The 4,066-nt window shown below is 68.1% G+C and carries 6 protein-coding genes; 3 read left to right on the forward strand and 3 right to left on the reverse strand.

The features are described from left to right. From Q0C81_RS14775 to Q0C81_RS14785, 3 genes are all read left to right on the forward strand, one after another. Nucleotides 1-743, forward strand: a 743-nt coding sequence (locus Q0C81_RS14775) for a pyridoxal-phosphate dependent enzyme (RefSeq protein ID WP_291839556.1), incomplete at its 5' end; no start/stop codon positions are given. Between the two features lie 123 nt (nt 744-866). Then, on the forward strand, nt 867-1,646 hold the full coding sequence (locus Q0C81_RS14780) for a dienelactone hydrolase family protein (protein WP_291839559.1): 780 nt from the start codon (nt 867-869) through the stop codon (nt 1,644-1,646). After that, a complete protein-coding gene (locus Q0C81_RS14785) occupies nt 1,643-2,806 on the forward strand; it encodes a PLP-dependent aspartate aminotransferase family protein (protein ID WP_291839562.1) in 1,164 nt (387 codons plus the stop codon). The genes Q0C81_RS14780 and Q0C81_RS14785 overlap by 4 nt, the downstream gene beginning before the upstream one ends. A gap of 4 nt (nt 2,807-2,810) precedes the next feature. Here the strand turns inward: Q0C81_RS14785 and Q0C81_RS14790 are convergent, their stop codons facing one another. The 3 genes from Q0C81_RS14790 to Q0C81_RS14800 all read right to left on the reverse strand — a co-directional run bounded on the left by Q0C81_RS14790 (nt 2,811) and on the right by Q0C81_RS14800 (nt 3,963). Next, entirely contained in the window at nt 2,811-3,335 is a 525-nt protein-coding gene (locus Q0C81_RS14790; protein ID WP_291839565.1) for a hypothetical protein, read from the reverse strand. A 79-nt stretch (nt 3,336-3,414) separates the two neighbouring features. Beyond that, nucleotides 3,415-3,675 carry a hypothetical protein gene (locus Q0C81_RS14795; RefSeq protein WP_291839567.1) on the reverse strand — a complete coding sequence of 87 codons (261 nt, stop codon included), beginning with the start codon at nt 3,673-3,675 and terminating at the stop codon, nt 3,415-3,417. Between the two features lie 75 nt (nt 3,676-3,750). Then, nucleotides 3,751-3,963: a cold-shock protein gene (locus Q0C81_RS14800; protein ID WP_291839570.1), complete on the reverse strand. Its 213-nt coding sequence runs from the start codon at nt 3,961-3,963 to the stop codon at nt 3,751-3,753. Nucleotides 3,964-4,066: the final 103 nt, after the last annotated feature.

Genomic DNA, 4,066 nt, shown 5'->3' on the forward strand with positions numbered 1-4,066 from the left:
CCGGGATCGTCAACGAGGGCGTGCCGGGGCCGGATGGCAGCTACACCGTCGAGGGCATCGGCCAGAATTTCGTGCCGGACACCGCCGACATCGACCTGATCGACAAGGCCTATTCCATCCCCGACGCCGAGGCGATCGCCACCGTGCGCGAGCTGCTGCTGAAGGAAGGCGTGCTGGCCGGGTCGTCGTCGGGCACCCTGATCGCCGCCGCCCTGCGCTGGTGCCGCGAGCAGACCGAGCCGAAGCGGGTGGTGACCTTCGTCTGCGACACGGGCGCCAAGTACCTGTCCAAGGTCTACAACGACGCCTGGCTGGCCGATCAGGGCCTGGGCGAGCGCGAGCTGCACGGCGACCTGTCGGACCTGATCTCGCGCAAATACGCCAACGGCGACGTGGTCGTGGCCGGGCCGGACGACACCCTGGACACCGCCTTCAAGCGGATGAAGGGCGCCGACGTCTCGCAACTGCCGATCATCCAGGACGGCCGCCTGGTCGGCATCCTGGACGAGAGCGACCTGGTGCATGTGATGAACACCGACGAGATCACCCGCAAGGAGCGCTTCGCCAAGCCGGTGTCGTCGGCCATGACGCGGGACCTGGACACGGTGCAGGTCTCCGAGCCGCTGGACGCCCTGATCCCCCTGTTCGACCGGGACCGGGTGGCCATCGTGCTGGACGGCGAAGCCTTCGTCGGCCTGATCACCCGCACCGACCTGATCAATCACCTGAGCCTGAACCGGTAGGGCGCCGGCCGCGCAGGGGAGGGAAATTCGTTCAGGACCCGACGCCCCGGATTTACAGATCGGGCGATCCGGTAGTTGATCTCGTCAAACGCCATTACGGGAACGACGATGAACAGTGCGGACATGAAGCGGCGCGGTTTCCTGGCCGGGATCGCCGGCCTGGGCGTCGCGGGCTCCGTCCGCGCCCAGGAGGCGGCGCCCGCGCCCGCGCCCACACTCGAGCCCGCCGCGCCGACGCCCGCCTATGAGGGCATGACCTTCGACAGCCACGGCAAGCCGATCCGGGCCATCCACTACAGCCCGGTGGGCGAGGGGCGTCGGGCGGCGATCGTGATGATGCACGGGTCGGGCGCGCGGATCACCAATCGGGGACCGTGGCACCATCTGGCCATGCGATTCGCCGGCGACGGCTACCAGGTCCTGACCCCGCTGTTCACCGACGCCTTCGCCGATGACGGCATCCGGCCCGAGCGGATGATGAACGCCTGGCGGCATGTGGGCGAGGACGCCATCGACTGGTTCATCGCCCGCGGGATCGACCGCCGGCGCACGGCGATGTTCGGCTATTCGCTGGGCTCCTACGTCGCGGTGGACGGGGCGCTGGGGAACAGCCGGGCCGCGGCGGCGATCGGGCTGGCGGGCGGCGTGGACGTCTACACGCCGCGCACGCCCCGGCGGCGGATCCCGGTGATGATGCTCCGCGCCGAGAACGACACCCATGTCTTGCCCCAGAACACCGCGTCGTGGATCACCTTCCTGCGTGACAAGGGCATCAGCGTCCGCGAGGAAGTACTGCCGGGCGCGGACCATCTGTTCACGCCCCCGCAGTGGCTCGAGATCTTCGAGCGTTCTGCGGCGTTTTACGGCGGCAACATCGGCCGCACCGACCAGGACGCTTCATGAGTTCTCTTAAGAACAGCCAGGGTTTCTCGACCCGCGCCATCCACGCCGGGCAGCGCCCCGACCCGACGACCGGGGCGGTGATGACGCCGATCTACGCCACCTCGACCTACGCCCAGGAAAGCCCGGGCGTGAACAAGGGCTATGAGTACGCCCGGGGCAAGAACCCGACGCGCGAGGCCTTCGAGGCCTGCCTGGCGGACCTGGAGGGCGGGATCCAGGGCTTCGGCTTCGCCTCGGGCATGGCCGCGACCTCGACCGCGCTGGAGCTGCTGGACGCCGGGTCGCATATCGTCACCGGCGACGACCTGTACGGCGGCTCGTGGCGGCTGTTCGAGCGGGTGCGGCGCCGGTCGATGGGGCTGGATTTCAGCTACGTCGACTTCAGCGACCTGAACGCGGTCGAGGCGGCGATCACGCCCAAGACGAAGATGATCTGGGCCGAGACGCCCACCAATCCGCTGATGAAGCTGACGGACATCGCGGGCCTGTCGAGGATCGCCAAGGCGCACGGCCTGCTGCTGGTGGTCGATAACACCTTCGCCACGCCGTGGAGCCAGCAGCCGCTGAAGCTGGGCGCCGACGTTGTGATGCACTCGGCGACCAAATACCTGAACGGCCACTCCGACATCATCGGCGGGGCGCTGGTGACGGCCGATCCTGATCTCGCGAAGGAGATCAAGTTCCTGCAGAACTCCGTGGGCGGAGTAATGGGCCCGTTCGACGCCTTCCTGGCCAACCGGGGGCTCAAGACCCTGGGCCTGCGCATGAAGGCGCACAACGAGAACGCCCTGGCCGTCGCCCGCTGGCTGGAGGCGCGAAAAGGCATCGCCAAGGTGATCTACCCGGGCCTGATCAGCCATCCGCAGCATGACCTGGCGTCACGGCAGATGAACGGCCGCTACGGCGGCATGGGCACGGCGATCATCGACGGCGACCTGTCGCGCACCAAGCAGGTGCTGGAGCGGGTGCAGGTGTTCACGCTGGCGGAGTCGCTGGGCGGGGTCGAAAGCCTGGTGAACCACCCGGCCATCATGACCCACGCCAGCGTGCCGAAAGAGGTGCGCGAGGCGGGCGGGGTGACCGACAACCTGATCCGGCTGTCGGTCGGGGTCGAGGACCTGGACGACCTGATCGGCGACCTGGATCAGGCGCTGGGGTGAGCCCTCAGTTCGCCGGCAGGGCCAGGGTCCAGCCGTCGTTCGGTTCGATCCACAGGACGGTGCTTTCGAACTCGGGGCGGGCGACGCCGTTGACGGTGACCGCCGCCTTCAGCGTGCCGTCGGCGTTCGGGACATAGGTGCTGCAGAATTCGCCGTCGCCCAGCACGGCCGAGATGTTGGCGGCGATCTGCTGGCGCGCGCCCTCGAACTGGGCGCCTTCCAGACGGGTCCCGTCGACCTCGATGCCGGTGATTTCCTCGGCGCGGTTCTCAGGACGGGCGCACTCTGCGCCGTCCTTCACATAGACCTTGCCGGTGGCGAACAGGACCACGGCGGGCGAGGCGTTGATCTGGTTGCGGGCGTCGTTCCAGATCGTGCCGTCGGGGTCGAAGCGGTAGGCGCCGATGGCGGTGCAGGTCTTGGCCGCGACATTGGGGCCGTAGCATTGCAGCTTGCCGGAACGGCCGGGCTCCAGCGGTCCTGCGTCCTGGGGGGCGCCGGCCAGCGCCAGCAGGGCCATAAGCAGCATGATCTCATCCTTGGGACGTCACCCGCCGGACCGGTTCCGGCGGGACATCATCGCACAACGCTGGAGACCGGAAAAAGGCTCAGGCGGCTTTGGACGGAAGGGCGGTCTGGTGGCCGGTGGCGGGCGGGGCCTTCTTCTTGGCCGGCGCGCGGGGCTTCTTCACCGCAGTGGAGGGCAGGGCGGCGCGGCGGGCCGTCTCGGCGTCGATCAGCGGCAGGATGTCGGCGGCGGTCGCGGCCTGGACCGGCGAACCGCTGGCGGACAGGCGTTCGGCGTTGGCGCGCAGGGCCTTGAGGTCGGGATCGCTCATGGCGGGGATCATGTCGGCGAGCGGGGTCATGGGACTCTCCTGATGCTCTGAAAGGCAAAAGGGCCGGCGCCTTTCAGCAGCCGGCCCCCCGATAGGTCTGAAAGCCTATTCGGCAGCCTTCAGGCGACCGGCGGATTCCTTGCCGGAGCGCGAGTCGCGCTCGATCTCGTAGGAGATCTTCTGGTTTTCGCTGAGGATGCCCAGGTCCGAGACCTCGACCGCCGAGGCGTGAACGAACACGTCCTTGCCGCCGTCATCGGGAGCGATGAAACCATAACCCTTGGTGGGGTTGTACCATTTGACAGTGCCGGTAGCCATTTTCAGGACCTCCGCTAGCAGTTCGCCGCCGGAAGAGTTTCCGGATCGGCCTGTCGGGTCTGATTGGATCGGCTTGGGACCTCGGTGCGCGATGCAAAGGGCA

It is taken from the genome of Brevundimonas sp. (assembly GCF_023259385.1).
Taxonomy (GTDB): Bacteria; Pseudomonadota; Alphaproteobacteria; order Caulobacterales; family Caulobacteraceae; genus Brevundimonas.

What these genes read in the sequence shown, in the direction of transcription:
- Q0C81_RS14780 (WP_291839559.1), top strand. Translation starts at nt 867, where the DNA reads ATGAAGCGGCGCGGTTTCCTGGCCGGGATCGCCGGCCTGGGCGTCGCG.
- Q0C81_RS14785 (WP_291839562.1), top strand. Translation starts at nt 1,643, where the DNA reads ATGAGTTCTCTTAAGAACAGCCAGGGTTTCTCGACCCGCGCCATCCAC.
- Q0C81_RS14790 (WP_291839565.1), bottom strand. Translation starts at nt 3,335, where the DNA reads ATGCTGCTTATGGCCCTGCTGGCGCTGGCCGGCGCCCCCCAGGACGCA.
- Q0C81_RS14795 (WP_291839567.1), bottom strand. Translation starts at nt 3,675, where the DNA reads ATGACCCCGCTCGCCGACATGATCCCCGCCATGAGCGATCCCGACCTC.
- Q0C81_RS14800 (WP_291839570.1), bottom strand. Translation starts at nt 3,963, where the DNA reads ATGGCTACCGGCACTGTCAAATGGTACAACCCCACCAAGGGTTATGGT.